Below are 25,097 nucleotides of genomic sequence, written 5' to 3'. Positions count from 1 at the left end.
ATGATGAACATCGAACAGCTATCTACCCAAAACCTATACCAATACAAAATCTCACGTGCTAAACGTACTTTCGATTTTGTAAGCTCACTGATTGCTTTGATTTTGCTAGCGCCCGTATTTCCGTTGATTGCGATGGCGATTGCACTCACTTCTCGTGGCCCTATTTTCTACCGTCAATTGCGCGTTGGTAAATCGACACCGGAGAAAATGGAAATCTTTGAGATCATGAAATTCCGTAGCATGTACGAGGATGCAGAAACTCGCTCTGGTGCAGTTTGGGCTACCGCGAATGACCCACGAATCACGCCTGTTGGCCGCTTTTTGAGAAAGACACGTCTTGATGAACTGCCACAACTGATCAATGTACTGAAAGGTGAAATGTCTCTAATTGGCCCGCGCCCTGAACGCCCTACTTTTTACACCAAACTAGAGAACGAAATTCCTTACTTTGCCGACCGCACATACGGTGTAATGCCTGGTATTACAGGGCTTGCACAAGTAAATCAAGGTTACGACACCTGTATTGATGATGTACGTCGTAAAGTAGGTTTTGACCACAGTTATGCACTAAGCCTATGTTCGGTTAAGTCTTGGATTGCCGCTGATCTCAGCATCATCTCTAAAACAATCATCGTAATGGTAGATGGTCGAGGTCGCTAAACCAGTATGGTCTAATGTGGATACAAAGCCTGTTTTCTATAAAGCCTTAGGGGGCGATTGGAAAGTCGCTAATGAAACACATAGTGCCGAATTAGCCCACGTTAACTAGACTCGCTGCTCTCGGTTCTCAGTTGAATGGTGTAATAAGGATTCTTCCCTATCAATTGACGTAAACATTGGCAATGAATGTATAACGCAGATGTGGCTTGAGTTAGGGATTAGAAATTAAGAGCTGAGAGCTCAGAGTTAAGAATTAAGAGTTAAGACGAGGAAGCTTATATTCATAGAAAACCACGGCACTTTCGTCAGAGGCTTGCTCAACAAAACCTAGCTTATTAAGTAAGTGTGTAGAGGCTATGTTTGAACGGTCGACACCGCCAATCAGTGTGGACCATGACTCGGTTTTTGCGACTTCTGTGATGAAACTCTGCAATAACTCACTCGCGAAACCCTTGCCCCAGCATTCTTCTGCAAGCAAGTAGCCAATATGAGCATCACTTTCGTCTTCTACATAAGCGAACAGAAAACCAATTAATTGATTATCGTTGGATTTCACTTGAAGTAAGCGGCTCTCCGACAACATTCGGTCGAGCCAAATTTCAGCCAGCTCACCTGACACAATACCATGAAAGTATGGTGGAAGGTTTTCAACGACTGACGGGATTAGAATGCCAGGTACTCGCTCAAGCAGAGCCGAACGTTCAGGAACAGTAAGTTCACCTGCGACTTCTTCTACTTTTAGTCTTTGAGTTTCAAACGAGATCGCCATGTGTCCTGCCCAATTTGATAAAAATGTGGATTATACACCTGCGTTCTCGTGTTGGCTTCGTTTCCAGGCTAAAGCAAACTAAAGAACAGCCACGCCTTCAACTTCAATCACTGAGTTAACATTTGCTCGCTCGATTATCTTGAGTAACGTCGTTTGAACTAATTCATTATCTCGGATTTCGGTTTCACAAGAAAAACGCTCTTCTTGAACACCATCGCCCTCACCCAGCATAAATTGAACCGCGACTTCCGTTGCGAGATCTTTGGTCGTCCCGTAATACGCTAACGTGATTTTTGGGTATCCGTGGTCGCCTTTTTTAACCTGCTTTGCGATACGTTTTTTGGCTTTATCTAAATTCATACAACTTCCTTTTAAGTCTGAAATACAAGGTGACTAGAACACCTTTTTAAACGGTAAGCAATACAATCAGCGTTGGTTATAGAGATTCCCTAGCCTCTTGATACTAATCAAGATGGTACACTCTTAACGCTTTAAAGAGTGATAGCTAGAACACAGATAACCAGTTTAAGAAATATAATGACAGCGCGTAAGAATTACGCGCCAAGAAGCGGTAGATGTTTTCGTTGTTGATAAGTTAAGGCTAACTCTAAGCACTGCTTGATTGGTGCTTTGGGAAGTGGTTCAGTTAGGTTCAAGATGATTGCCCGATTACCTTGAAATGCCAATGTGTCATCGTGCAATTCTCTGAATGTGTCGATTAGCTTTGTTTGACAGTTAAAGAACAAGTAATAGTTATTTGGCGATTTTAATTTCCAATCGATTCGAATTGGACTGCCCGTCTTAACGCTGTAACTCGGCTCGCCCCATTTCAGAGACTCTTCGACGTCACCTAAATCCAAATCAGAACAAAGTTCAAAAATTAATGCACGCAACTCTTCAAGCCGAGCTCGAACATCATCGGGATACTCGTCGAAATGTGTTTTGATTGCTCTGTCCATTCAACCTCCGATTCATTTGTTGTGATATTAAAGTCCAGCTCACTTAAAGCATAGAACCTTAAACATTAGTCCAACTTGAAACGAAAAGTGCCAAGCCTCGTAAATCAATTTTGAGTTATCTGTTCGTTAGCGGTTTTCAAGGCCAGCTTTAAACCGTCCGTATCCTTACAACCAATGTAAACATGCTTTCCATTGCTTAGGCTTAACTTAAGCGCTGAACCTATCGATGCATTATACAACCAACCATCGCTCAGCATTCGGATACCAATACCTTGATACCACTTGCTTTGATAGAACGATGTCTCGGTAATGTCTGACACTTCTACATTCTTACGCAAAAAGCCAAAGCCGAAATACCAACTTAGTACATTGTCTTTGACCTCAATGGTCATGGAGAAAAAGAGCAAAGCAATTAAGCCGTTGATGGCGTGAGCGATTAATGTCCCGGGGTTATTATCAGAGGTAACGACAATGAAAGCACTTATCGCAACAAGGATGAGCAGCAATCCCTTGTTGGATTCCTTACTATAAAACACAGTGGCAACTCCTATAGACAACGAACAATCCACTAACTAGCCAACAGTTATCTTACTGCAGCCTTTCTAAAAAATCGTAGCAAGTAATGCAGGCATACTCCCACAACTAAACCAAGTAGCATCGCCTTAATACTACCAACCCAAAGTATCAAGCCAGAATAACCTTGTCCCGGACCTAAGCCTTGTTTATTAATCACATCGACGAACATAAATCCGTTCCACAGCACATGCAGTGAGGCTGTAAATCCATGCACACAAATTGCGATGGTTCCAAGTAACTTGTACTTGCTAATGACTGGTGCGCCACAAAAAATGACAACAAGCGCAAAGGTAAAAATCAGAGGGCTAGACAATACTAAAGTGAGTGTGGTTACTTCAACGTGGCTCTCTATGCCATAACTGTATGTACAAAATACCATTGTCATTGAAAACAAAAGCGAAATGAGTGCGAACCATAGCGTTCTATTCATTGGGGTTCCCTGCCTTAATAGTGGGTTTAGGACAAATTCGATAATCGACAGGAAGAACTAATTACCAAAAATACGGCATGAGAAATGCCCTTGTTACACGACTATTCGATGGACGACTCAGACTTTCATAAACCCAATGTAACGTGAGACTTAGAACACAAGTTAGGCTCTATAAATGCGGGAGCAGAAACTTCTACGCTCTTATTGACAGAGGGGGTCATATCAACGCCGCCTTAAGCGGACAAAAATAGTTGGTTACACTTGTTGAGGCACGAAACATAACCAACTGTTTTTGTTCCGTTTAAAGGCCTTGTTAAGTCTCGGCTTCATCGCATACTAACTCAGCAGGTTCTTCAACTTCATCACCTGGTATGCAACCAATAAGAAAGCGTACAGGCTTGGATAAAGCCTTATGTACTTTTAACGCTTTAGCTGTAAATGAATCAACTTTATCGATTAATTTTCCCAAGCGTTCGATAACATTTGAATTAGATTTAGCAACATTTGAAAGTTCGTCTTGATTTGCGACGACCATCCCTATAGTAGATTGTAGTGATTGCTTCAGCCCTTTAGCACCATTAATTTTGTACATTGATAATGCAGTTCGTAAGCGTTCAACTTCTTCGAGAAGTGTAATTCTTATTCCAGACTCTAGAGAACTGCTTAAAATTGAGTCGAAGAGTTCTTCAATAAGTTTGGTAACTACTTCTAGATCTTCTTTAGCTAAGGTTTCTTCTTTATAAGTTGAAGAGAGCAGATCAGAGCAGAATTGAAGCCTAGTCATTACACCATCACTCAGTTGTTGTTTTTGCCCTTTCCAAGTAGCATTCAAATTAAGTGGGAATATGGCTCGCTCAACTTGTGGAAATGAGGATAGATATAACTCGGTGTTAGCACCCTCATTCATTTTAATTAAGTCCTTAACTTGCTCTCCTAATTGATAAACCTCAATTACTTTTTTCGTAATTGCGGAATCGTTAGTTTCATCTTCATCTAAAATTTGAGCCCATACTTGTCGGACTTTTTGCTCATCTTTTTTAGCTTTAGCTTGGTTTAGAATGTCGTAAAAGCGACCTGCAGGGTTATCTAGATCAATCAAATTTTAACCTCATATAATTAAGAGACTTAACAGCTCTTAGACAGAAAAATTCTGCATTTAAATACAGAATCATTCCATCTAGTTTAATATGCACACAAATTTACCACGATTAATCACAGCATTTCAGTGACTTAAAACATAGATAAACTCATTTAATGGCAAGATACAGAATATTTCCGCATAGTATGATTCTAGCGAACACCCTCTAACACTGTGCATAAACACAACCCCCCTACACATACCCCAAACACAAAAAAGCCTGCCATCTATGCGAACATAAATGGCAGGCTTTATACGTTAATTAAATTTGTTTGTGGCTAGCTTACGCGGCTTCGAATGCGAGGGCTTTCTTCTCTACTTGGCGGAAAATCAGCGTTAGTATGCCGTTTACTGCTAAGTAGAATGCGCCAGCAATGCCGAACACGGTTAGCGTGTCGTAGGTTTGGCCGTTGATACGCTGAGCGTAGCCCATCAAGTCCATGATGGTGATGGTGCTTGCCAGTGACGTACCTTTGAAAACTAGAATCACTTCGTTCGAGTAAGCTGGAACGGCGCGGCGTAGTGCATATGGCAGTAACACTTTCAGCGTTGCGATTTTGTCCATACCAAGTGCGCGACATGCTTCCCACTGCCCTGCTGGAATGGCGTTGAATGCGCCTCTGAACAGTAGCGTGCTGTATGCCGCGGTGTTCAAAGCTAATGCTAACATTGCGCAGAACCAAGGTTGGCTTAACCAAGTCCACATGAAGCTTTCACGAATCCAATCGAACTGACCCGGGCCGTAATACACCAAGAAGATTTGAACCAACAATGGTGTGCCAGTGAACAGCGTGATGATGCCACGAGTGAACCAGTGAATCGCAGGTATTCTTAGGATTAGCGTTACCGTCATCAGCAGTGACAAGATACAACCAACAAGCAATGAAGCGCCTGTGAGTTGAAGACTGGTCACTAAGCCTTCAAGCATTTGAGAGAGGTATTGTTGATTCATGCCATTGCCCCTTTGTTACCCAAACCTTGAATAGAGAACTTACCATCAATCACTTTTACCAATCTTTGTGTGATTAAAGTGATGACCAAGTAGATTGCTGCTGCTGTCGCGTACCAAGTAAATGCTTCGTGCGTTGCAGCGGATGTTAGTTGTGCTTGTTTCAACAAATCCGTTACGCCAATCAGCGATACTAATGCAGTGTCTTTTAGTAACACTAACCATTGGTTGGTTAACCCTGGTAGTGCGTGTCTTACCGCTTGAGGTAAAACTATACGAAAGAATGAACGTGATTGAGAGATACCAAGCGCGCTTGCTGCTTCTCTCTGCCCTTTGCTTACTGCTTTTAATGCACCACGCAAGGTTTGCGAAGCGTAAGAAGCAAAGATAAGTGACAGTGCAACAACACCAGATAAGAACGGGCTCACTTCTATGAAGTCGCCAGTGATCATGAACAGAACTTGTGTCGAACCAAAGTAGATAAACAGTACGACCAGAATTTCTGGTAAACCACGAACAATCGTCACAAATGCAGTCGTTGGCCATTTGATTGCAATACGACGAGACATCTCACCACTTGCAAACAAAACTGCTAGAACCAATCCAACCAATAGGCTTACGAACGCAAGCTGAACAGTCATCCAGCTTGCTTCGACGAGCCCTAAAGAGTAACCCGTTAATTCCATAAATTACTTACCGAAGTACTTGTTGAAGATCTTGTCGTATTCGCCGTTCGCTTTCACTGCTGCAAGTGCAACGTTAAGCTGGTCTACAAGTTCTTGGTTGCTCTTGTTTACTGCGATGCCAAAGCCGTTACCGAAGTACTCTTGGTTTGTTACTTGGTTGCCAACGTACGTTAGGTTGTCTTCTTTCTTGAACCATTCTGCTACAACGGCTGTGTCACCGAATACAGAATCGATACGACCGTTTTTCATGTCGATGAATGCATCTTGGTAGCTTGAGTAAGGTACCGCTGTTACGCCAGTCATTTGCTCAAGTAGGAAGCTCTGGTGAGTAGAACCGTTTTGAACGCCAACACGCTTACCTTCTAGTGCTGCTTGGTCTGCTACTTTGCCTTCGAAAGAAATGAATGCTGCAGAGTTATCGTAGTATGCGTTAGAGAAGTTCACTTGTTTAAGACGCGCTTCTGTGATGTCCATTGCCGAGATAGCCGCATCGTAACGTTTGAATTTAAGTGCAGGGATCAAGCTATCGAATGCTTGGTTGTGGAAAGTACACGTTGCTTTCAGCTCTTCACAAAGTGCGTTTGCTAAGTCTACGTCAAAACCCTGAATTTGGTTGTTCTCATCCATGTATTCGAATGGTGCGTACGTTGCTTCCATCGCGAATTTGATTTCTTCTTTAGCCGCTGCGTTGAAAGAAGCAAGGCCGATAAGTGAAGCTAGTAGAATCTTTTTCATTTTGTTACTCCGAATACTGTGTAATAGCGGCCTGTGGCCATTCTTATAATTTGATTGTTTTAATTGATGTTGTGTTTAGCTAGATCTAGTGAGTCAACTTTCTTTTAATAAGTGACTTACTTAATGAGTCAAATATTCAGCAAACTCAGGTGTCTGCGGATTAACGAATGAATCGCTGGTGCCGTGTTCAACGATGTACCCTTTCTCTAGGTACAGAACGTGGCTAGCAATCTTCTTCGCGAAATCGACTTCATGCGTCACGACCACTTGGGTAATGCCCGTTCCGCTCAATTCTTTAATAATGCTCACGACTTGGTTGGTGATCTCAGGATCAAGCGCCGCTGTTGGTTCATCAAACAACAACACATCCGGTTTCATCATCAGCGCACGTGCAATCGCAACACGCTGTTGTTGACCGCCAGACAGTTGAAGTGGCCAAGCGTCTGCTTTGTCGGCAAGTTGAAGTGTCTTTAGGACTTCTTGCGCTTGCTTAATCGCTTCTTGCTTATCCAAACCCGCCACTTTGGTTGGTGCTTCAATCAAGTTTTCCATCACCGTCATGTGTGGCCATAAGTTGTATTGCTGGAACACCATGCCGACTTTACGACGAAGTTTAAGCCCCTGCTTCTCTTGGATTTGGCTTGAAAAATCGAATTGCTCATTCGCAATGTCTAATTCGCCGTTGTCCGCGATTTCAAGCAGGTTCAATACACGCAGTAATGAACTCTTGCCCGCGCCGCTTGGGCCAAGCAATACCAAGGTTTCGCCACTCTCACAGTCGAAACTGATGTCGTGAAGAACTTGGGTATCACCGTATGATTTGTTGATGCTCTTTACTTGAATACTCATGCCACAATACTGCATTAATTGTCATTTGTTGGTTATTCTATTCAATCCGAGTTTTTATGCAAGAAAAATGTATAAAAAACTACTTTGTTGAATTTTTGTAACAAATATTCCACAAAAAACAGTCGCTATAACTGGTCTTACAACCAAAACTTATAAGTCATTGATAAAGCTAATATCGAGATAAATAGCAAACGTTTTGCTATCAATTTATAAATCATCGCACGGTTGCTTGTTTATGTGTGCACTCTCCTATCAACGCTAATTTACTTGCATAAAAATTAGGGTTAAATAGCTTGGTTTCCTATCAAACTGACTGGATCAAAATGCTTAGTTTTCCTTTAAGGTCGTTTCGAATTATTCACTTAGTGTTGATGAAATATTGGAAATTGAGTTTCCTAGGGAGCGTCACAGCGCAATAAATGCTTTAATGGGTTCGATTCTCAACAACAATTACTGCCCAGCGAACAACGCGCAGTACAGGCAATAAGTCATAAAGCAATTAGCAACAAGCAACAAGCAACAAGCTACCTATTTTTAAAGCGACAACACATTAAGGCAGTCATATGCAAAACGATGTCTCTTCTACGCTCGACTCGAACCAGCGACAGACTCAGCGATCGACTCAACAAGCGCCAGAACCCAAACCTGAAAAAAAAAGCCTCAGTATTTTGTTTGAGCTGAGTAAATTCATTCAGCCTTATAAAGGTCGTGTTATTGCTGCGTTGATCGCGTTGATCTTCACAGCGAGCTTAACCCTTTCAGTCGGACACGGTATTCGTCTTCTTATCGACCAAGGCTTCAGCCAACAATCGTTGTCAGACTTAGGCAGCGCGATTCAATTCATCATGGTGGTGGTCGTGCTGATCTCGATTGGCACCTTCTTCCGCTTCTATTTGGTCTCTTCTGTTGGTGAGCGAGTAAGTGCGGATATACGCCTGTCGGTTTTCAATCACGTGGTGACGCTGCACCCGAGTTACTTTGAAACCAATGGCAGTGGCGACATCATGTCGCGAATCACCACGGATACTACTCTGCTTCAAAGCATCATAGGTTCATCGTTCTCTATGGCGATGCGCAGCGCGTTGATGTGTATTGGTGCAATCATCATGCTGTTTGCGACCAATATTAAGCTGACGTTGATTGTATTGGCCTCGGTGCCATTTATCTTGATTCCGATCCTTGTTTATGGGCGCCGTGTAAGAGCCCTATCTCGCCAAAGCCAAGATTCCATGTCTGATGTGGGTTCTTACGCAGGTGAGGCAATTGAGCACATTAAAACGGTGCAAAGCTACAGCCGAGAAGAGCAAGAGAAAGCATCATTCGCGGTAGAAGTGGAAAAGGCGTATGAGATTGGTCGCCAGCGTGTAAAACAGCGCGCGATTCTTATTTCTGGCGTTATCGTGATTGTATTTAGTGCTATTGCAGGCATGCTTTGGGTTGGTGGCAGTGATGTTATCAACGGCACTATGTCGGCTGGTGACTTAGCCGCGTTTGTGTTCTACGCAATTATGGTTGCTTCATCGTTAGGTACGATTTCTGAAGTGATGGGTGAACTGCAACGCGCGGCAGGTGCGACCGAGCGATTAATCGAGATCCTACAAGTTGAAAGCCATATTGTTGCGCAAGTTGCGAATCCAACTTCGCTTGCTAACGTAACGCCAGAAGTTGCATTTGATGATGTGACCTTCTGTTATCCATCAAGACCGGACCAACCCGCAACAAGCAACCTCACGCTTACTGCCCATGAAGGCAAAGTGTTGGCACTGGTTGGCCCGTCTGGCGCAGGTAAAACTACCCTGTTCGAACTGCTGCAACGTTTCTACGACCCACAAGTGGGTAAGGTCACCTTAGGCGGTGTTGAACTGAATCAGTTTGATCCTAACGAGCTAAGAAAGCAGATGGCATTGGTACCGCAACAACCTGCTCTGTTCAGTAACGATGTGTTCCATAACATTCGCTACGGCAACCCGCAGGCAACAGACGAGCAAGTGATCGAAGCGGCGAAGAAAGCGCACGCACACGAGTTCATTCAAAACCTACCTGATGGCTACAACAGCTTTCTTGGTGAACGTGGTGTAAGGCTTTCTGGTGGGCAGAGACAACGTATTGCTATCGCACGTGCCATCTTGAAAGATCCAAATATTCTATTGTTGGATGAAGCAACCAGCGCACTAGACAGTGAAAGTGAGCATCACGTACAACAAGCGTTAGAAGAGTTAATGCGTGGCAGAACGACGATCATTATCGCCCATCGATTATCAACAATTAAACACGCCGACCAAATTGCGGTGCTCGATAAAGGACAACTAGTAGACATCGGCGACCACCAGTCTCTCATTAATAGCTGCGAATTGTACCAACGCTTGGTTGAGCTGCAATTCAAACACCTTAGTGCCTAACTATTGAGTGGATGTGCAACTAAGTCACTGACATTGTGTGGTTTCAAGCTTCAAAAACTTAAATCACGCGTGTTGCAGTTTTGTTAATTTAGCGGTAGGGTTTTTATTCCAATAACAACTTATCCCTACATAATAATAAGAGAGTTCGCATGGAAGCACTATTATCTGGCTACCCGGTAGTAACAGAAATCCCTGTCGCTTGGGGAGAAATGGACGCACTCAATCACGTTAACAACGCTGTATATTTTCGCTATTTCGAAACCGCTCGCTTAGATTTTTTCAAGCACGTCGAGCTGATGGAAGAGATGGCGATTACCAAAGTTGGTCCTGTTCTTGGTGACACTTACTGTAAGTATTTCCGCCCAGTCACGTATCCAGATACCTTGATGGTCGGCTCACGTGTTACCGATATTCAAGATGACCGATTCACCATGGAATACGCGATTGTCAGTAAGGCTCAACAGAAACTGACGACCGTTGGCACTGCGACTATCGTGATGTTTGATTTTGCTTCGAACCAGAAAGCCCTGCTCTCGCTGCGCTTAACCAATGAAATCGAAAAGATGAACACGTTGAAAAGCCCATGCTTCAAACAAGAAGCCGTGACAGAATAACGTATTCGTTGGTTGAGAAAGATTCAGAAAGTTTCAGACATTAAAAAGGCCACTCGATTGAGTGGCCTTGTGTTTATTGGTTCAAAGTGCTTATAAGCGGTTGAGCGTTATAAACCTTGAACGCTCTTTGCGTTAGAAGCTATAAGCCTTACAGCCCATAGACATTGAACCCTATAAACCTTGTACGCTATAGACCTTGCACGTACTGAGCATTAGTTCGAACTTCAACCATCTGCTCTAGGTTCTGTTGTGAACCTTCAACGCCGTTCAGTAGCGCTTCGAAATGCTTGATAAGCTCAACTTTGTCTTTCACTTCTTTAGAACCTGCACCGATGTTGGTTAGGTCAATGAAGAACTCGTCGAACAGACCAGAGAAGTCAGTTACTGCGTCGTGGTTCAAGAACTGCTCGTGGTTGTAAATGCTTGGGTAGCCACCCTTCTGTTTATCAACCGCAAAAGAGATGCCTTTCACGTTGGTAATCGTGGTCGCTTTCTCACACTTCAACATACAACCTGCTTCGATGCTTGGCTTGTTACAACCCACGGTTCTTTGGAAGAAACACTGACGGCTGGTCATCATCAAGATTGGGTGGTAAATGCTGTAGAACAGTTTGAAGTTCTCTGGGCGACGAATATGACGAATCTGACCTTTGTTGATCTCGTTCGAAATGAATGCGCCTGCACAGTTCAGCTCTTCTTTCAGAGTAACCAGTGCGTGAGAGTTGGTCGTGTTCATGAACGGGCCTGCAACCCACTCAATACCCATCTCGTAAGCTTTGTAAGCAATACCCGTGTTGTTGGTTACGATGCGAGCTGGCTTGATCTCTTCAAGAATACGAACCGCTTCGTCGTAATCTTTACCGATCAATACCGCTGGGAACCAAGGAATCAAACGTGGGTTTGCTGCCAAGATGTCGATGTACTTGTTACAACGCTTCTTGAAGCTTTCTGGAAGTTTGAAGTAAACATCCGCGTCAGTCACGTCACACAGGTGTAAGTCTTCTACATCGGCGATAAGCATCGACATAGTCGGCTTCTCGTTCACTTTAGGGTGCTGAGGCAGTGCTGGCACTTCAACGTGCTTAATCACTTCCACAGAGCCGTTCAGAATGAAGTCGATCTCGTCTTTTAGGTCTGAAACTTCTTTTAGAGGAATCAACAAGCCTGCATCCACTTCACTGAAGTCGTGGCTTTCTAGCGTGTGAACTGCACTCTTCACGTTTTTGAAGCGCTTCTCAAGTAGCTCTTGAGTAATCGCCTTCTCTTCAACCGCTTTCAATAGCGATTTAGATTGAAGAGTAAAGTTCTCTTTTGGCGTGTTCACAGTCACCGTAAATGGTTGACCCACTTTTGCGCTGAACGACAGTGCTACTGGTGTCTTGCGAATATCAAGGAACTCGATCTTGTCACGCATTTCGTTACCAAGAACGTCTTTCGCTTGGTGAAGTTCGTTGGTCACTTCTTGAATCTGTACAACTGAGATTTCGTTGTTCTGCTCCGTCGCTTTTTCAACAGCGTAGTTCATGCTGTTGTCGCGCGGGTTATCGATGAACATGTCTTTCGTTAGGTTGCCCTTTAGGAAAGAGTTGGTGAAATCACGGTTGAATACTTTGTGCAGGTTCGAATCGTCTTCGATCAACAAACCACTTTCTACAAAGCTATCAATCTGTTTACGCCATGTGTCTACCACAGTGTAAACGTAGTGTGCGCCTTTAATACGGCCTTCTACTTTCAATGAGTCGACTTGCGCATCAACCAATTCAGGTAGGTCGTAGTAAGCTGAGTTATCTTTCAGGTTAAGTGGGAACTTGTTGCCCGCGTTGGTGATTTCGTACTCATCACGACACGCTTGGCTACAACGACCACGGTTACCTGAGTTACCCACACTTACTGAGCTTGAGTAACATTGACCAGAGAATGCGATACACAGAGCGCCGTGTACGAACACTTCGGTTAATACGTCGTGATCGTGTGCCACTTCCGTCAGCATCTTGATTTCAGGCAGGTTCAACTCACGAGACAAGTTAACGCGCGTCGCGCCAATCTTAGACAAGAACTTAATCTGACCTTCGTTGTGCGTAGTTAACTGAGTCGACGCGTGAACGTCTAACGATGGGAAATGCTTCTTAACCAGGTTGAATAAACCCAAGTCTTGAACAATGATGCCGTCCACTTTGGTGTTCACAAGCTGGTTCAGCAGTTTGGTGATGCTCTTAGTCTCGTGCTCCAGTAGCACAACGTTAAGAGTCAGGAACACTTCACAGCCGTATTCATGAGCAAGGCGAATCACACCATTCAATTCGTCTAACGACAGGTTAGAGGCTCTGTTACGAGCGTTGAATGTGTCTAAACCACAATAAACTGCATTAGCACCCGCTACGATGGCGGCTTTTATCGCTTCTACATCGCCACCTGGGGCTAATAACTCAATTTTTCTGCTCATTTTTGAAGTCGCTCACTTACTTATAATTTTTAAGCCGCGTATTCTACCCACATCACGATCTCTTTACCACCGTACAACACTTTTCAAACTAAATGACCTCAATAATGCCGAACGAATCCGATCTACCTATCCTTTATTCTTTACGCCGTTGCCCTTATGCAATGCGCGGACGAATGGGCATCGCACTATCACAGCAAAAAGTGTTACTTCGAGAAATCGTTACCAAAGACAAGCCTAGCGAACTATTGGCCAGTTCGCCAAAAGGAACAGTGCCTGTATTGGTGTTACCCAATGGACAAGTCATTGAACAGAGCTTGGATGTGATGAACTGGTCACTTCAACAAAACGATCCTCAAGATCTTCTGCGTTCAAGCAATCCAACGCTTAGCGAACAAGTTCAGCAGCTCATTAAAACCAACGATGAAGAATTTATTGGTCACTTAGAAAGGTATCGTGCATCGGTTCGTTACCGAAACATCGATGTTGAACAACGCCGACAAGCCTGCGAAACCTTCATTAAGCAGTTAGAAGTGCGACTTACCGATCAGCCCTACTTTTTTGGAGAAAGCCCAAGCTTGGCCGATTTTGCGGTGATGCCTTTCGTCAGTCAGTTTGTGCGAGTCGAAAAGAAGTGGTTTGTGAAATCGGAATATCAAAACGTAGGACGTTGGTTAAGAGCGCACCTTGAAAGTAAGCTCTACACCCAAGTCATGAAGCAATACCCTTTGTGGAATGAAACCAAGCAAGATTGTCTTTTTGGATAACTTAAGAGAATTTTGGGTGACTTAAGGGTATCTAGGGTGATCTAGGGGAATTCTGGAATAGATAATTCCTAGGTATTAAAGTAGTTACGTGACACTGTATCTTCTTTGTAAAGAACAGATATTCAAAGGCTTAACTGGGATTCCGTTGTCTCTTTACCGGTAACTACTGTCTCTTAACTGGCAAACACAGTCTAAGCTAAGCCTTTTGTTCATTTTAACCTGATCACTGAATCGCTATCGAAATCTCGACTTCAGTTTCACCTTTGTATAGTTCAAAATCTGTCGTGTAAGTTCTCACATGTGGGCAGTCAGCAGCGCTGAAATACGCCCACACTTCACCCCATAGGTCGATCACAGCTTGTGGTAATTCACCTTCAGCAGAAAACGTTAAGTATTTACCTGCTTGTATTTCGGTTTCTACAAGCGTATCAACATTCTGATCCGTAAGTGCATTAGTACACGCGATAACATCAAATTCGCCCGTAAAGTCAGACTCGTAGTTGGTGTAAACGCCGTATACCTTTGAGTCTGGGGTCAGCTTAGGAAAAGCTTGTTCGAAAAAGCCTTGCCACAATTGCCCAATTTGCGCCTTAGCCGGATCAACCTCATCGGTATTGTTGGTTCTTACCGAGAAACCATATGCTTTTACCGCTTCTAATATTTGTTCTTTCACTCTTCTATTTCCTAAGCCATTTTCTTAAACCAGAAGGTTCAGTACGCGTTGAATCGAATTCTAATCTTGAATCTCTTTGTGTCCACATTTTTCACAGACAAGGTGACGAGAAAACTCATCCATTGACGCGACAAACGGGCCAAGGAACCAACCTTTTATCATGCCTGCCCAAAACTCACTTCGCTTTTGGTTAGGTTTGTCTGCAAACGCACTCGTCTTTCTGACCAACACAACAACATGTTGTGTCTCTTCTCTGCACGCGGTGCAATAGCATTGTTCTATGGTTCTATTCATTTGAAAGCCTATGACGTTTTGAATGAAACATGCTGAAAGTGAGGGTTGTCGACACAGACATCCAATGTCGCTATTTGAGTTAATACGACAAGTTGTTGCTCGCCTTGAGTACTGACTTTAATGCACTCTTCACGGCTGTCATTGCGCTGGGTATCTAACCCGACACATTCAATCTGCTCGCCAGACTTCAGCGTTAACTTGATTGGGTATCGGTGCATGCACACAATTTCAATATAATCGTAATCGTTGCAACTAATCATAATACCCCTCCAATTCATCCACCACGCTAATGCGACACGCCATACTATGCAATATCTTTACAATCAATAAGTTACTCGTATCACAATCGCATTGCCATAATCAGATTATTGAGTAATTTGTTAAATTTAATCTCGTTCTCACCATTCACATTTCATCTGTGAACGACAATTTAAGGCTTCAAGAATCCTTTCCAATAATGGTACAAACCACCAATGTCTGAAGAACACATTAGCGACATTGCGCCTTTGATTTGTTCTTCGCTCCATTCCCACCATTTCATTTCTAGCAACTGAGCGATTTCAGTCTCATTGAAACGATAACGGATATGGCGTGCTGGGTTTGAACCGACAATCGAGTATGGCGCGACATCTTTAGTCACAACCGCTCGACTTGCGATGATGGCTCCGTCACCAACCTTAACACCACTCATGATCATGGCTTCTGTACCAATCCACACATCGTTACCAATCACGGTATCACCAGAGCGTTCAAAGCCGTCTATCGCACCTTCAAACTTCTCATCGTCTTGATAGAAAAACGGGAAGGTACTCACCCACTGGTTTTGGTGGCCTTGGTTGCCCGCCATCATAAACACGGCGCCAGAACCAATCGAGCAGTAGCTGCCAATGATCAGCTTATCGATGTCGGTTCTATCCGGTAATAGGTAACGCGCACAGTCATCAAAGCTGTGGTTATGGTAGTAACCCGAGTAATAGCTGTGCTCGCCCACGATGATGTTTGGGTTGGTCACTTGTTCTTTGAGTGACTTTCCAACAAACGGGCTTTCAAAATAGTTTTTCATGGTTGTACTCTTAGTTTCGTTCTTTTAGTTAGGTACTTTTGTTGCGTGTTGATGGTTGTAACTTGTTTATATTAGTGTAAAGGCAAACGTGCCCTATCGACCGCCTGCAATATCAATAAACGAGCCGGTGACATACGAAGCTTCGTCTGACAATAACCATGCGATAGAGTTAGCGACTTCTTCTGGTGTGCCACCTCGTTGTAACGGTAACTGCGAAGCTAGTCTGTCTACGCGATCTGGCTCTCCGCCGTCTGCATGCATCTCAGTATAAATACAACCTGGCCTTACGCCATTCACTCGGATATTGCGTGAAGCTAATTCAAGCGATAAGCCTTTGGTGAGTGAATCCATCGCACCTTTCGATGCTGCGTAATCCACATACTCAAACGGTGCGCCAGTGCGAGAAGCGGCAGACGATACATTCACAATCGAACCCGCGCCATCGGCTTGTTTGATAAAGGCTTTACTGCACAGAAAGCAGCTTGATACGTTGGATTTCATAACCTTTTCAAAGCGATCCAATTCAATATCAACCAATGGTGACTGGGTAAACAAGATCCCGGCATTATTAACCAAGTGAGTCACTGGACCTAGCTTGTTACGAGCAATCTCGAATAAGGATTTCACGTCCGATTCAACAGACACATCCGCACGCACACTAATCGCGGTTCCGCCTTGTTCGCGAATCTCATTCACTAGATCTTCAGCTCGCGACTCATTGTGTATGAAGTTAACGCATACAGCATAGCCTTGACTGGCCAACAATTTAGACGTCGCTGCGCCAATGCCTCGGCTTCCGCCGGTTACAACCACTACCTTGCTCAATGAAACCTCCTAATGTTTACTTATTCTGTGCAACCTGATTATTCGATACGACCTAGTTGTTCGTGACAAACTGATCGTATCGATACAAACTAATTGTTCGATACGATCTGAACCCACTGCGATCGCCACGCCGGCACTTCGAATGGGTCTGGCCAAAACTCAGTTTGCTTTTGAATTAAACCGTCAACCACCGTGTGAAAGGTGATCACTCGGCCTTTCAACACACTGTCAGTGACCGAAACGTCCGTGACTACCGTATCACCTTCACAGACAATCGAATTGAGCGTGAATTCCCAAACACCATTGGCTGGGTATTCAGTATTGATTGCAGTGAAGTTGTCGCGCCCTAACGTCAATTCAGACGACTGCGGCCAATAGCCTTCAAAATCTGCGGTTAGCCATTCACCTGCCTTTGCAAAATCATTACTGCGCATTGCATCCCAAAATCCCAATACCACTTGTTTTGGTGTCATTATTCTTCCTTAAAGTTATTTACGTGTGGTGATTTTTAAATGTCTGCTTCGTTATGCGTACTTGCTAATGATCGTTAAAAGATCATCGACACTGTTAGCAATGTAATCGGGCTTGGTTTGCCAATTTTCAGGTTTCGATCGGCTATAACCTGCTGCAACGGCAATCACTTTTGCGTTTTTACCCAGCGCGGCTTCAATATTGCGAGCAAACTGTGTGTCCGCTTCATGGTCACCGATGTACATCAAACAAAGCTCGTTAGTCGGATCTGCGCCAAATATGTTCTCGACACATTTCACACCACCAAATGGATGGGGTTTTTGGTTGCCGTTCGAGACATCGTCATAGCCCACGACCGATTTAAACAAATCGCCGATGCCATAACTGTCGAGTACACCACGAATATTCAATTGAGAGTTTTGAGAGCAGATCCCATGTGGAAGATGAGCAAAGTGATTAACCACGGTTTCCATTCCTTCAAACAAAGCAACGGCTGTTTGGTTTTTCTCTTGATGCTCTGCCCACATTCCACCAGCGATCAACATTTCATCGTGTGATAAGCCGTAATAGTCGATATATAAGGCTTGCCAGTTTTTAGCCCCGTGGTTGGCTTCATGATAAAGCGCTTCGCTAAGCAAATATTTAGGTAAGTTGTCGCCTGACAAGTGTGGCGCGACTAAAGAGATAATGTCTTTTGTGATTGCGATATTCTTTGGAACGGAATTGACTATGGTTCCATCGTAATCCCAAAGGATGGCATCTAACTTCATACACTATCTCTTTGTTTCGATTAGTAATTTGAATTTATCATTCATAAGCCTATTTAGGGCAATTTTATTGTCTTGAATTTCGAAATTTGTCGAATAGAAGCAAAGCTAGAGAACAAACCGTTACTAGCAAACAAAAACCAAACAGTGTTTGCTCACATCACTGCTTTATCAATTGCAATATATGCGTATAATCCCCGCTCCATTGCGCTATCGCCGTTAAAAATAGCGCCATTCAACATTTTTAATGAGTACCCAATGTCGAAACTATTTTTCAAAGGCCGTATCGAAACAAGACAGAACCACGTTCTTGCTGGCTACAACGTAAACCGCGATGTGAAAGCGGGTACTGAAGAATCTCCAATCGCAGTAATGGTTCAAACTGAAGCGCGCAAAGCAGAAGTTGAAGCACTAGCCGCTGAAAATACTATCTTCGTTACTGTTACAGTCGACGCAGACAAAGAAGAGAACACCATCGAGCTTGATACTCTACTGAACAAGCCAAAAACGATGACGTTTGAAAAGACCCCTAACCGTAACGATCCGTGTTCTTGCGGCAGCGGTAAAAAATACAAGAAGTGTTGTGCATAAGGCTTCTCACTCAAACTGCCAATAGCACGATGAGTTAAGTAATATCTAACGGGAAGATCATTGAGGTCTTCCCGTTTTTATTTGCCTAAGCCAAACTCACAAACTCAGTCGAGGTTGTCTGGTGTATTCAGATATGTTCCACATTGGGTACATTTGTAATCACCTGTCGCGCCCGAACCTGTAACACCAAAAGATAGAAACTCCGATAAAATTCGTTGGAGTAAGCTCGGTTCTTTATCTTCAGCTTGTGGTGCCTTTTGCACTTGGCTACTGAACATCGTGTACCTATGCAGTGTAAGTTCCTTACAGTTACAGCAGAACGCTCTCGTCTTCTCACTTCCATACATAATATCTATAGCCTTAATTCAAAGCACAAATTCAACACATGGCAAATATGCCACATGTTGAGTTAAATCTATATATTTTCATGAAGTTATGAGCAAATTAAAGCGTTTCAAAGAAAGGTAAGCTCTCGACTGTTAAGTGACGTGTTGATGAACAAAGTTATTCAATTCAGTCACGCTTCTGATGATGTAAACCTCTTTCTCTTTAGCGCGCAATTCTAACTGCGCTTTAAAGTCGTCATTCCAAAATTTAGGACACAGTTTTAGTGTCTTATAACTTTGTATCGTGCCTTTTATAACTGAACTTCCATCAGGCCAGCCTTCAGGTTTAACGAATAGACCTTTGAGCATTCGCTTGGTTACAAACCAGTAGCTAATTGAATAAGGAAGGTCGATATAAACCAAGGTATCAGCTGCATCTAAACGTGTGTTGAACGAGCCTAGAGGGCCAAAACCATCGATGATCCAGCTTTCTGACTTAAGTATGCTCTCATGAGCCTGCTCGAACACTTCACGCTCAACAAACTCTCCGTTGGCCTTATAAACAATAGAGTCCAACTGGTGAAGCTCTATGCCTGTAGCTAGAGCCAACGCCTTGCTGATTGTGGACTTTCCACTCCCAGGTTTGCCAAAAACCGCGACCTTTTTCATATGACTTCCTCTATTCAGATAAAACCCATAAGACAGCGACAAAAAACCCACCTTACGGGTGGGTTCGATAAACAAAGCGCATCAACAATCCCACCATTCCTATGGAATGATGATAATTCGTTGGTTAGATTGCGCTAAATTCAGTTTCATAAAACTACTTTTATATACTGTTGCTTAGTTGTCAACACAATGACTAATGGGCGATATCATCGTCATATCGCACCCATTAATAGTCTTAATGAGTGCTTATTGATCTTGGTTATTTTGCTTTCTTTTTCGCCACTGTCGCTTCTGATAGCTTGCTTAGTACACCCGATACTTTCTTAACGACCTCGTCACAGCCATTGATCGCGTGACGCTCTACCAAGTAATTAGGATCGTTGTAAGACAACCATACTTTCTTATTAGAATCCTCAGTGACTAACACCTTCTGCGGTAAATCTATCGCGACTTCTTGAGCACATTGCATTAATGGTGTCCCTACTTTCGGGTTACCAAAGATGATGACTTCCGTTGGTCTCAATTCAAGATCGACCTTACTCGCGTTTTTCTGATGGTCGATTCTCGCAAACAAGGTCAAACCTTTGCTCTTGGCGATTTCTTCAAAGCGGTCAGCGGTCTCTTTCACTGAATAATTACTTTGGTATTTAATCAAACCATCAGAAGCCGCAGCTGAAAATGATACCGAGAGTAAAATGGCGCATAGTGGTAGTAGTTTTTTCATCGTCACCTCTGAGATTTAACCTAATCAAACTTACATTCATAGCGCCACTTCCAAATTCAGCGACGTAACCCATGTCAGTATAGACGCGATTCCATTCTCAGTTTGCAGAGAGGATCACTTTTCTAATGCGTCTTATTATCATCAGTTTAGGTGGGGATTTTTTCAAAAGTTAAACACACGATCAGTGCCACGATTTGGTTCCACATTTCTCACATTGGTATTCGTAATCACTGTCTACATAAAAACCGGGAACATTATGGTCACCTCTAAACAATAACGTCACCAGGTACTCCATCAACACGCCTAACTTCCATTGTTTCTTTTCAGATTCAGCGTCCGCTTTAGATTCAGCATCGGAAGCGCTAACAGCAAGGTGCGGGGTAAGTGCGTCGCACTGCTCACAGTGATAAGGGTGTTTAATATACTTATTATCAAGCATTTATATAAGCCAACTGATATTTATAAATTTAATACATACTAACAACTTATCACTCGGTTCTCGAACTTATTGTTGTCCACTAGAGTTTTATTAGAAAGAAATGAGACACAAGGTAAGTGCCATGCATCTTGAATCAGTTACCATCGAGATCTCCCTCATTGAGCCGCTAAAGCTATACTTACGCTAAGGTATGAAATTAGCTTTTACTTTAATAACCCTTTGTCTGCAGCGCATTCAAGTTGTACTTCTAGTTCTTTCCATAGAGCACGACTGCCTTTAGAAATACGCTCGCCATTGAAGGTCAGTACTTTGTCTTTAGATACGTTGTGCTTCTTCCAGCTGTGACCACCACCATGGATGTTATGAAGCAAAGGCGGCACTCTATCGATCGCCTTACCAAATCTGGCTTCTGGTGACTCACCTGCTTCGAACTCAAGCCATAAATCCAAATACTCGCTTCTTGAATGGCTCGGTAATGATTTCAGCAAGCGCTCAACGCAGTTTCTCTCTTTGAGCTTGTTTTCTTCGGTTTCACTGGCATAAATGATGGTGTCTCCGGCATCGATTTCCCCAAGATCATGAATCAGCAGCATCTTCATTACTCGCGTAATATCGATTTCTTCATTGGCATAGTCTTTCAACATGAGTGCGCTCAAACAGACGTGCCAACTGTGCTCAGCGGAGTTTTCATATCGATCCAATCCAACCGGTTTTGTCTGTCGATGAACATCCTTTAATTGTTCAATCTCGACCATGAATTGCAGAATGCCTTTGATTTCTTCCACGATGAGCTTCCTTAACTTAAGTTGATGATTTAGCGGTGCGGAGGGTTAACCTAACGAAAGAGAAGCGTTACTCCCAATGAACCGACATTTTGTAATACGCAACACCCGATGGTTGTGGGCTAAGCTTATCTACCTGTTAGCCATAGGGTGTTCAGGATTTAACTGAAGCAGATCCCACAAGTTACCGTAAAGATCTTCAAACACAGCAACGGTGCCGTAGCCTTGCTCTTTAGGCTCTCGGACAAAGTTAATGCCCAAAGACGTCATACGTTCGTAATCACGCCAGAAGTCATCGGTGTTTAAGAATAGGAATACGCGTCCACCAGCTTGGTTGCCGATGAAATCGAGTTGCTCTGGCTTGGAAGCTCTAGCAAGTAACAGGCTCACACCGGTTGAATTTGGTGGAGCAACAACAACCCAGCGCTTATCTTCTTCTGGCAGATACGTGTCTTCGATGAGATCAAACTTAAGCTTGTTTACATAGAAATCAAGCGCTTCATCGTAGTCTTTTACCACGAGTGCAATGTGGACAATATTCTGTTTCATAACATACCTTGTTGGGGTTTTAGCTGCGTGGAATGATGCCATGAAGCAGGTAAAGACACTAGGTGTCGCATCATAAATCGTAGTATCTCGTCCGTCACAATCTAAAAGGTATACATCATTTATAACTGCCAGAATCCGAGCTCGACGCCACCTTGAATGACAATGGCACACATCCCGTGACGTGGTAACTCCATTGGCGGCACCGCAACTTCGGCGCCTAGTTTCTCGGCTGCAGTTACTGCAGACTGAATATCCTCAACCAACGTGTAATGACGAACAGTTGGTTCTTCAGTTTCACGAAGCGGTGCTCGAATGCCAATTACCCCGCCATTAGATAGCTTTGCAGTGCGCGCCCCACCAAGGTTCACATCTGCACCACTGAATTTCACGTTGTAGAGCTGAGCGTATGTTGCACAAACGACATCGACCTCTGGGGTAACCACTTCAAGATATTGAACCTTCATCAAATTTCATTCTCGTGTTCTTTAAGACTCTCAACCTGCATACAGCTGTGCAGGTGTTTCTCATCAATAATTTATTACTAAGCAATTCGACCGCGCATGATAAATTGCGGGCCTGCTGCGCCACCTAAATACTGTTGATTGATATCTTCGAAGCCGCCTTTCTTATAACAGTTGAATGCTGCCGGATTTTTGCAATTCACAGTTAAGTAAATCGACTCATACGCTGAGTAATTCGCTTTTAAATACGGAAACAAAGCCTTCACCGTGCCTGTTCCTAAACCTTTACCTTGCTGGTTTTTATCAAGCACAAAAGCTCTCAAGCCAATGCTTCCTTCAGGGCAGAATTCGTAGTGCTCTGCGTAAGCGATATCCAGCTTAAAGAAACCCACAACTTCGTTATCAGACTTAATCACGTGCAAGTGCGTCGTTTCACTGCCGTCTAATAAAAACTCTGCAGCTGTACCAGCGAACTTAACCTGTTCATCGGCGAGTTGGATGGCCTGAACTGACACCACATGGGATTCTTCAAGCCTTTCGATAGTTATCATTGTTGTTCCTTCTGTATAACACGCGTGAAAAACCGACTAAAGCTCATCGCTAGTGTCTCGAGAACCGTAGTTTGGGAAGTTGATATTAAGAACGTTATCGTCCTCAAGAGTGAATAGAACACTTCCATTCTCTACACCGGTTTCGTTTCTATCTGAACAGCCTAGAAACCGCTCCCAATCAAACGAATATTGAAGTCGGTATTGATTCGCATTGATGTGGAGAACGCCTTTGATTTTGATACCGTTCACCACATGTGCCATATCATCGATGTATGACAGATCAGGGATTAACTTTTCTTCGAAATCACTCTTATGCTCGGTTAAGAAGTTGAGCAGCTCAGAACATAACTCGGAGCTATGAACCAATGGTTTAGACAGACTAGAAAACAACATTTCTAAATACTCCAAGGATTGTTTTGATATTGGGCGGATGCGCGCGAACCTGTTACAAATTCAAGCTCAGCCAGCGCGAACCTTTAAAGCTAAACGTTACTATTATCCGAACTATTAAACGAGTACATTCGAACTTCATCTCGAGGAAACCAGCCCAACGTTTCGTAAAACTGTTGAGCATTGATGTTGTCGTTATAGACAAACAAGTGGGTCTTCGGGATGCCTAACCCTGCAAGGGCGTTGACCGCCTCTGCAACAAGCTTACAACCTAACTTTTGCCCTCTGAAGTTGGCCGAGACAGCTAAATGTTGTAAATACCCACGACGTCCATCCGTTCCGACCAACACAGCGCCAATGATCTCGTTGTTACTTTCAGCCACAAAACTCAGACCGGGGTTACGCTCTAAATAGCTCGCAATGCTTTCTTTCGAATCGGCATCGCGAATACTCATGCCTCCTGTCTGGCACCACAACGCGATCACTGAGTCGTAGTCTGAAATGTCCATTTCCCGAATGTTGACCACTCTACTCTCCTTGTTTATACGGGTACTTAGTTAGCCGTGTTTCTCGTAATAAATGAGTAGCTAATAATACTTATGTGTTAACGAATATCTTGGCAGAACCTAAAGAGATAACCGTCAGGAGTTTGAACGATGAACTGCTTCTGAGTCGCGATCAAACCCCCACATTGATAAGACTTCGACTCTAACGCTAAGCAAATAGAATCAGCGGCGCTTTCGTTAACTCTCTGATAAAGTGGTTCGATATCGATAACATCCCATTGAAAGTTAACGCCACACCCTAAAGGAAATTCCAGGTCACCTGAAAGCCATTTTCGACTTTTGCCCGCAATCCCTTCAAGCATCACATCAACACCATCAAGCGTTAGATAAGCAAACTCCTCATCTGGGCGCTCGTATTTCACTTCAAACCCCAACACATCGACAAAGAAGGATTTGCTCACATTAATATCGAAACAATAAAGCTCTGGAACTACTCGTAATGTCATGATTTACCTATTCACTAAATAGCGAGAGATTAGTAAGAATCTAATCAGGATTTCTACTCTAATATAGATTTAATTAATCTGTATACTTTAGCTAGCTTTGTAAAGCCTTTCGTTGATCTCCCAAAGCGCGTTTCTGTTCGAGTCATATGTTAGAAGTTCAATAGCTTCTTGGTAGTCACACCAACGGTAATCTGTGTGTTCATTTGATAATTGAGGATCTTTCGTCACTTTAACTGAGAAGGAATGCTCAGGAATTACGAATGGATGCTCAGTCCAATTGTGATTTCCTGCATAAAAGACTTTTGGAAGCATGCACATTGAATCGAGCAACTGCCAATTACAACCGACTAGCCGAGTCTCTTCAGAGAGTTCTCGTTTTGCTGCTTCAAGTAATGATTCATTGTCTTCGCCACCACCCGATATTGCCTGCCAAACACCATTGTCCCTTCTGCGTGCGATTAAAAATCGAGATTTGTTATCGACTGTTTTGTAGGGAAAGACTAAAACTTGAAAAGGTGATCTCATTGATATGCCCTCCA

The 25,097-nt window shown here is 43.4% G+C and carries 35 protein-coding genes; 5 read left to right on the top strand and 30 right to left on the bottom strand.

What is annotated here, in order from left to right; all coding sequences use genetic code 11:
• Positions 1-660 carry a sugar transferase gene (locus AB4263_RS18315; RefSeq protein ID WP_017063903.1) on the top strand — a complete coding sequence of 220 codons (660 nt, stop codon included), beginning with the start codon at positions 1-3 and terminating at the stop codon, positions 658-660.
• Positions 661-913: 253 nt separating this feature from the next.
• On the opposite strand, the gene AB4263_RS18310 is transcribed toward AB4263_RS18315, so the two are convergent.
• From AB4263_RS18310 to artP, 10 genes are all read right to left on the bottom strand, one after another.
• On the bottom strand, positions 914-1,429 hold the full coding sequence (locus AB4263_RS18310) for a GNAT family N-acetyltransferase (RefSeq protein ID WP_372098675.1): 516 nt from the start codon (positions 1,427-1,429) through the stop codon (positions 914-916).
• Positions 1,430-1,507: 78 nt separating this feature from the next.
• Positions 1,508-1,789 (bottom strand): hypothetical protein, encoded by a 282-nt coding sequence (locus AB4263_RS18305; RefSeq protein WP_017059577.1) that lies wholly within the window; start codon positions 1,787-1,789, stop codon positions 1,508-1,510.
• 194 nt (positions 1,790-1,983) lie between these two features.
• On the bottom strand, positions 1,984-2,388 hold the full coding sequence (locus AB4263_RS18300) for a DUF1801 domain-containing protein (protein ID WP_372098674.1): 405 nt from the start codon (positions 2,386-2,388) through the stop codon (positions 1,984-1,986).
• A gap of 104 nt (positions 2,389-2,492) precedes the next feature.
• Positions 2,493-2,945, bottom strand: a complete 453-nt coding sequence (locus tag AB4263_RS18295) for a hypothetical protein (RefSeq protein ID WP_372098673.1) — start codon at positions 2,943-2,945, stop codon at positions 2,493-2,495.
• Between the two features lie 26 nt (positions 2,946-2,971).
• A complete protein-coding gene (locus tag AB4263_RS18290) occupies positions 2,972-3,394 on the bottom strand; it encodes a hypothetical protein (protein WP_372098672.1) in 423 nt (140 codons plus the stop codon).
• A 313-nt stretch (positions 3,395-3,707) separates the two neighbouring features.
• Positions 3,708-4,493, bottom strand: coding sequence for a hypothetical protein (locus AB4263_RS18285; protein WP_372098671.1), 786 nt, complete (start codon positions 4,491-4,493; stop codon positions 3,708-3,710).
• Between the two features lie 322 nt (positions 4,494-4,815).
• Positions 4,816-5,484, bottom strand: a complete 669-nt coding sequence (artM, locus tag AB4263_RS18280; RefSeq protein ID WP_017068344.1) for an arginine ABC transporter permease ArtM — start codon at positions 5,482-5,484, stop codon at positions 4,816-4,818.
• A complete protein-coding gene (gene artQ, locus AB4263_RS18275) occupies positions 5,481-6,167 on the bottom strand; it encodes an arginine ABC transporter permease ArtQ (RefSeq protein ID WP_017078229.1) in 687 nt (228 codons plus the stop codon). Before artQ ends, artM begins: the two co-directional genes overlap by 4 nt.
• A gap of 3 nt (positions 6,168-6,170) precedes the next feature.
• Entirely contained in the window at positions 6,171-6,902 is a 732-nt protein-coding gene (locus AB4263_RS18270) for a lysine/arginine/ornithine ABC transporter substrate-binding protein (protein WP_372098670.1), read from the bottom strand.
• Between the two features lie 120 nt (positions 6,903-7,022).
• Positions 7,023-7,751, bottom strand: a complete 729-nt coding sequence (gene artP / locus AB4263_RS18265; RefSeq protein WP_032545343.1) for an arginine ABC transporter ATP-binding protein ArtP — start codon at positions 7,749-7,751, stop codon at positions 7,023-7,025.
• Positions 7,752-8,314: 563 nt separating this feature from the next.
• On the opposite strand from artP, the gene AB4263_RS18260 reads away from it, so the two are divergent.
• Both AB4263_RS18260 and AB4263_RS18255 read left to right on the top strand, forming a co-directional pair.
• Complete coding sequence (locus tag AB4263_RS18260; RefSeq protein ID WP_372098669.1) at positions 8,315-10,150, top strand: ABC transporter ATP-binding protein/permease; 1,836 nt, start codon at positions 8,315-8,317, stop codon at positions 10,148-10,150.
• Between the two features lie 149 nt (positions 10,151-10,299).
• Positions 10,300-10,764, top strand: coding sequence for a thioesterase family protein (locus AB4263_RS18255; protein WP_065583652.1), 465 nt, complete (start codon positions 10,300-10,302; stop codon positions 10,762-10,764).
• A 187-nt stretch (positions 10,765-10,951) separates the two neighbouring features.
• On the opposite strand, the gene AB4263_RS18250 is transcribed toward AB4263_RS18255, so the two are convergent.
• Entirely contained in the window at positions 10,952-13,207 is a 2,256-nt protein-coding gene (locus AB4263_RS18250; protein ID WP_372098668.1) for a peptidase U32 family protein, read from the bottom strand.
• A 173-nt stretch (positions 13,208-13,380) separates the two neighbouring features.
• Between AB4263_RS18250 and AB4263_RS18245 the strand changes: the two genes are divergently transcribed.
• Positions 13,381-13,971 carry a glutathione S-transferase gene (locus AB4263_RS18245; protein WP_017061817.1) on the top strand — a complete coding sequence of 197 codons (591 nt, stop codon included), beginning with the start codon at positions 13,381-13,383 and terminating at the stop codon, positions 13,969-13,971.
• A 223-nt stretch (positions 13,972-14,194) separates the two neighbouring features.
• On the opposite strand, the gene AB4263_RS18240 is transcribed toward AB4263_RS18245, so the two are convergent.
• The 7 genes from AB4263_RS18240 to AB4263_RS18210 form a co-directional block, all read right to left on the bottom strand.
• Entirely contained in the window at positions 14,195-14,644 is a 450-nt protein-coding gene (locus AB4263_RS18240; RefSeq protein WP_372098667.1) for a GyrI-like domain-containing protein, read from the bottom strand.
• 60 nt (positions 14,645-14,704) lie between these two features.
• Positions 14,705-14,938 (bottom strand): hypothetical protein, encoded by a 234-nt coding sequence (locus AB4263_RS18235; RefSeq protein WP_017068340.1) that lies wholly within the window; start codon positions 14,936-14,938, stop codon positions 14,705-14,707.
• 8 nt (positions 14,939-14,946) lie between these two features.
• Positions 14,947-15,198, bottom strand: a complete 252-nt coding sequence (locus AB4263_RS18230; RefSeq protein ID WP_017068339.1) for a Rho-binding antiterminator — start codon at positions 15,196-15,198, stop codon at positions 14,947-14,949.
• A 170-nt stretch (positions 15,199-15,368) separates the two neighbouring features.
• Positions 15,369-16,001 (bottom strand): type B chloramphenicol O-acetyltransferase, encoded by a 633-nt coding sequence (catB, locus tag AB4263_RS18225; RefSeq protein ID WP_017063920.1) that lies wholly within the window; start codon positions 15,999-16,001, stop codon positions 15,369-15,371.
• A 93-nt stretch (positions 16,002-16,094) separates the two neighbouring features.
• A complete protein-coding gene (locus AB4263_RS18220; protein ID WP_017066537.1) occupies positions 16,095-16,826 on the bottom strand; it encodes a glucose 1-dehydrogenase in 732 nt (243 codons plus the stop codon).
• A gap of 89 nt (positions 16,827-16,915) precedes the next feature.
• Positions 16,916-17,299: a nuclear transport factor 2 family protein gene (locus AB4263_RS18215; RefSeq protein ID WP_372098666.1), complete on the bottom strand. Its 384-nt coding sequence runs from the start codon at positions 17,297-17,299 to the stop codon at positions 16,916-16,918.
• Positions 17,300-17,350: 51 nt separating this feature from the next.
• Positions 17,351-18,067, bottom strand: a complete 717-nt coding sequence (locus AB4263_RS18210) for an HAD family hydrolase (RefSeq protein WP_372098665.1) — start codon at positions 18,065-18,067, stop codon at positions 17,351-17,353.
• 255 nt (positions 18,068-18,322) lie between these two features.
• Between AB4263_RS18210 and AB4263_RS18205 the strand changes: the two genes are divergently transcribed.
• On the top strand, positions 18,323-18,655 hold the full coding sequence (locus AB4263_RS18205; protein ID WP_017068336.1) for a PBPRA1643 family SWIM/SEC-C metal-binding motif protein: 333 nt from the start codon (positions 18,323-18,325) through the stop codon (positions 18,653-18,655).
• A 104-nt stretch (positions 18,656-18,759) separates the two neighbouring features.
• Here AB4263_RS18205 and AB4263_RS18200 read toward each other — a convergent pair whose 3' ends face one another.
• From AB4263_RS18200 to AB4263_RS18145, 12 genes are all read right to left on the bottom strand, one after another.
• Complete coding sequence (locus AB4263_RS18200) at positions 18,760-19,002, bottom strand: hypothetical protein (protein WP_029235167.1); 243 nt, start codon at positions 19,000-19,002, stop codon at positions 18,760-18,762.
• A gap of 132 nt (positions 19,003-19,134) precedes the next feature.
• Positions 19,135-19,650, bottom strand: a complete 516-nt coding sequence (locus AB4263_RS18195; protein WP_372098664.1) for an adenylate kinase — start codon at positions 19,648-19,650, stop codon at positions 19,135-19,137.
• A gap of 259 nt (positions 19,651-19,909) precedes the next feature.
• On the bottom strand, positions 19,910-20,374 hold the full coding sequence (locus tag AB4263_RS18190; RefSeq protein ID WP_372098663.1) for a DUF302 domain-containing protein: 465 nt from the start codon (positions 20,372-20,374) through the stop codon (positions 19,910-19,912).
• Between the two features lie 181 nt (positions 20,375-20,555).
• Positions 20,556-20,813 (bottom strand): hypothetical protein, encoded by a 258-nt coding sequence (locus AB4263_RS18185; protein WP_017066541.1) that lies wholly within the window; start codon positions 20,811-20,813, stop codon positions 20,556-20,558.
• A gap of 203 nt (positions 20,814-21,016) precedes the next feature.
• Positions 21,017-21,598, bottom strand: a complete 582-nt coding sequence (locus tag AB4263_RS18180; protein ID WP_372098662.1) for an HD domain-containing protein — start codon at positions 21,596-21,598, stop codon at positions 21,017-21,019.
• A gap of 129 nt (positions 21,599-21,727) precedes the next feature.
• The gene (locus tag AB4263_RS18175) at positions 21,728-22,144 is read right to left on the bottom strand and encodes a VOC family protein (RefSeq protein ID WP_017061801.1); all 417 of its coding nucleotides are present in this window, start codon (positions 22,142-22,144) and stop codon (positions 21,728-21,730) included.
• Positions 22,145-22,263: 119 nt separating this feature from the next.
• The gene (locus AB4263_RS18170; RefSeq protein WP_017061800.1) at positions 22,264-22,608 is read right to left on the bottom strand and encodes a VOC family protein; all 345 of its coding nucleotides are present in this window, start codon (positions 22,606-22,608) and stop codon (positions 22,264-22,266) included.
• Between the two features lie 77 nt (positions 22,609-22,685).
• The gene (locus AB4263_RS18165) at positions 22,686-23,156 is read right to left on the bottom strand and encodes a GNAT family N-acetyltransferase (RefSeq protein ID WP_372098661.1); all 471 of its coding nucleotides are present in this window, start codon (positions 23,154-23,156) and stop codon (positions 22,686-22,688) included.
• Positions 23,157-23,192: 36 nt separating this feature from the next.
• Positions 23,193-23,549, bottom strand: a complete 357-nt coding sequence (locus AB4263_RS18160; RefSeq protein ID WP_372098660.1) for a hypothetical protein — start codon at positions 23,547-23,549, stop codon at positions 23,193-23,195.
• Between the two features lie 89 nt (positions 23,550-23,638).
• Positions 23,639-24,073 (bottom strand): GNAT family N-acetyltransferase, encoded by a 435-nt coding sequence (locus AB4263_RS18155; protein WP_372098659.1) that lies wholly within the window; start codon positions 24,071-24,073, stop codon positions 23,639-23,641.
• 77 nt (positions 24,074-24,150) lie between these two features.
• On the bottom strand, positions 24,151-24,558 hold the full coding sequence (locus AB4263_RS18150; protein WP_372098658.1) for a bleomycin resistance protein: 408 nt from the start codon (positions 24,556-24,558) through the stop codon (positions 24,151-24,153).
• An 87-nt stretch (positions 24,559-24,645) separates the two neighbouring features.
• Positions 24,646-25,083, bottom strand: a complete 438-nt coding sequence (locus AB4263_RS18145) for an NUDIX pyrophosphatase (RefSeq protein WP_372098657.1) — start codon at positions 25,081-25,083, stop codon at positions 24,646-24,648.
• Between the last annotated feature and the right edge of the window lie 14 nt (positions 25,084-25,097).

The sequence above is a fragment of the Vibrio sp. 10N.261.55.C5 genome, from assembly GCF_041470505.1.
Classification (GTDB): Bacteria; Pseudomonadota; Gammaproteobacteria; order Enterobacterales; family Vibrionaceae; genus Vibrio; species Vibrio crassostreae_C.
Note: the sequence above shows the minus strand (reverse complement) of the source record. Positions and strands in the feature narration are given on the sequence as shown.